The sequence below is a fragment of the Nocardia farcinica genome (assembly GCF_029867845.1).
Classification (GTDB): Bacteria; Actinomycetota; Actinomycetes; order Mycobacteriales; family Mycobacteriaceae; genus Nocardia; species Nocardia farcinica_A.
This window is the reverse complement of record NZ_JARWRU010000740.1, coordinates 1-1,979: the sequence shown is the minus strand read 5'-3', so window position 1 is coordinate 1,979 and position 1,979 is coordinate 1. Positions and strand designations below refer to the sequence as shown.

Below are 1,979 nucleotides of genomic sequence, written 5' to 3'. Positions count from 1 at the left end.
CAGCAGCACCACCGCGCCGACGACGGCGCTGAGCGGGATCAGCACCCGATGTCCCGGTCCGACGATCATGCGCACCACGTGCGGCACGATCAGGCCGATGAACATGATGATGCCGGTGAAGGCGACACCGGCGGTCGCCAGCACCGCCACCAGCACGATCACGCCGCGCCGCAGCTTCTCCACGTCCACCCCGAGGTGACGGGCGGCCGATTCTCCCAGCGCCAGCAGATCCAGTTTCGACGCCACCGCCGCCGCACCCGCCACACCGGCGACGGTGAGCGCGGCCACGACACCGACGGCGTCCCAGGTGGCGCCGTTGAGACTGCCCAGCTGCCAGAACACGATCTGGTCGCGGGCGGCCGGGGAGGCGACGAACAACAGGAAGGCGATGAGCCCGCCGGCGAAGGCGTTGATGGCCACACCGGTGAGCACCAGGGTCACCACCTCGGTGCGGCCGTTGGCGCGAGCCAGCGTGTACACCAGCACCGTGGTGGCCAGCCCACCGGCGAACGCGGCCGCGGCCACCGACCAGGCGGCCACGAACGCCCCGCCGAACACGATCACCGCGCCCGCCCCGACCGCGGCGCCCGAGGACACCCCGATCACACCTGGCTCGGCCAGCGGGTTGGCGAACACCCCCTGCAACAGCGCACCGGCGGTGGCCAGCGCGGCACCGACGAGGATCGCCAGCAGCACCCGCGGGAACCGCACCTCCCACAGGGTGATGTCACCGGAGGGGTGCGCCGGCATCGGCCCCCAGTCCAGGCCGACGCGGTGCAAGACGCTGCCCGCCACCTCGGCGGGCGTGGTGGGGACCTGACCGATCGCCGCCGACGCCGCGGCCAGCACGACCAGGGCGAGCACCGCGACGGCGAACGCGGCCACCGTACGCGAGCGGACGCGGGTGCCGGGTGCGCTGGTCAGGGTGGGGCGGTCGGTGGTGCCTGCGCCGCTCATGCCCGCGTGCCGTACACCGCGTCGGCGAGGGCGGCCACCACCCGGCCGGTGTTGGGACCGAAGCTCAGCAGCACCGAGTCGGACATGTCCACCACGCGCCGCTGCTGTCCGGCGGGGGTCTGGGCGATGCCGGGCACCTTCAGCAGCCCGTCGACCCCGCCCAGCGACTCGAGCCCGTCGGTCATCACCAGGATCACCTGCGGCGCGGCTGCGATCATCGCTTCACTGGTGACGGCGGTGAACGGCTCGGTCAGTCCGGCGGCGGTGCCCGCGTCCTCACCACCGATGGCGGTGATCAACGAGTCCGCGCCGGAACCGGGCCCGGCGAGCATGGTGATGGCGCTGCTGCGCAGATACAGGAACGCGATGCGCGGCCGCTCACCGTCGTCGGGCACTTCCGCCCCGGCGGCGTCGATCTCCTGGCGGGTGCGCCGCGCCAGCTCACGCCCCTCCGCCGGCACGCCGAGCGCCTCGGCGACGGCCTGGATCTGGGAAGCGACCTTGTCCATGCCGCGTTCGGGGTCGAAGTAGACGACGGTGACGCCGACGGCGCGCAGTTGTTCCCGGACGGCCGCCGAAGCGCTGGTGCTGTCGGTGAGGAACACCGTCGGGCGCAGGGCGAGGACGGCTTCGACGTTGAGGGCGCCGCCGCCACCGGTCACGGACGGCAGTGCGCTCACGGCCGGGAAGGCGGCGGCGGTGCTGCGGCCGACGAGCCGGTCGCCGAGACCGAGCGCGTACACGGTCTGGGCGAGGGTGCCGTAGCGGTCGGCGGCGACGATGCGGTCGGCGGAGGTGACGGTGACGTCGACGCCGTCGAAGCTGCGCACGGTCACCGGCAGCGCGGGCCGCGGGTCCTCGGCGACCGGAACCGGGTCCTGGACGGGCAGGACCGCGGTGACCGGTCCCGCGCCCGCGGCGCCGCCGCCCGCCCCGCCGCCGGTGGCGGCGGCGATCAGGGCGCGCGCCAGCGCCCCCAGCAGCAACCGCACCCAACCGGACCGGACACCGTCGCTCACCGT

2 protein-coding genes are annotated in these 1,979 nt (G+C 74.2%); both read right to left on the bottom strand.

The features are described 5' to 3' along the window. Positions 1 to 957, bottom strand: a 957-nt coding sequence (locus tag QH283_RS16180) for a FecCD family ABC transporter permease (protein WP_280503811.1), incomplete at its 3' end; no start/stop codon positions are given. Then, entirely contained in the window at positions 954 to 1,940 is a 987-nt protein-coding gene (locus QH283_RS16175) for a heme/hemin ABC transporter substrate-binding protein (RefSeq protein WP_432420743.1), read from the bottom strand. The genes QH283_RS16175 and QH283_RS16180, both read right to left, overlap by 4 nt. Positions 1,941 to 1,979 lie beyond the last annotated feature (39 nt).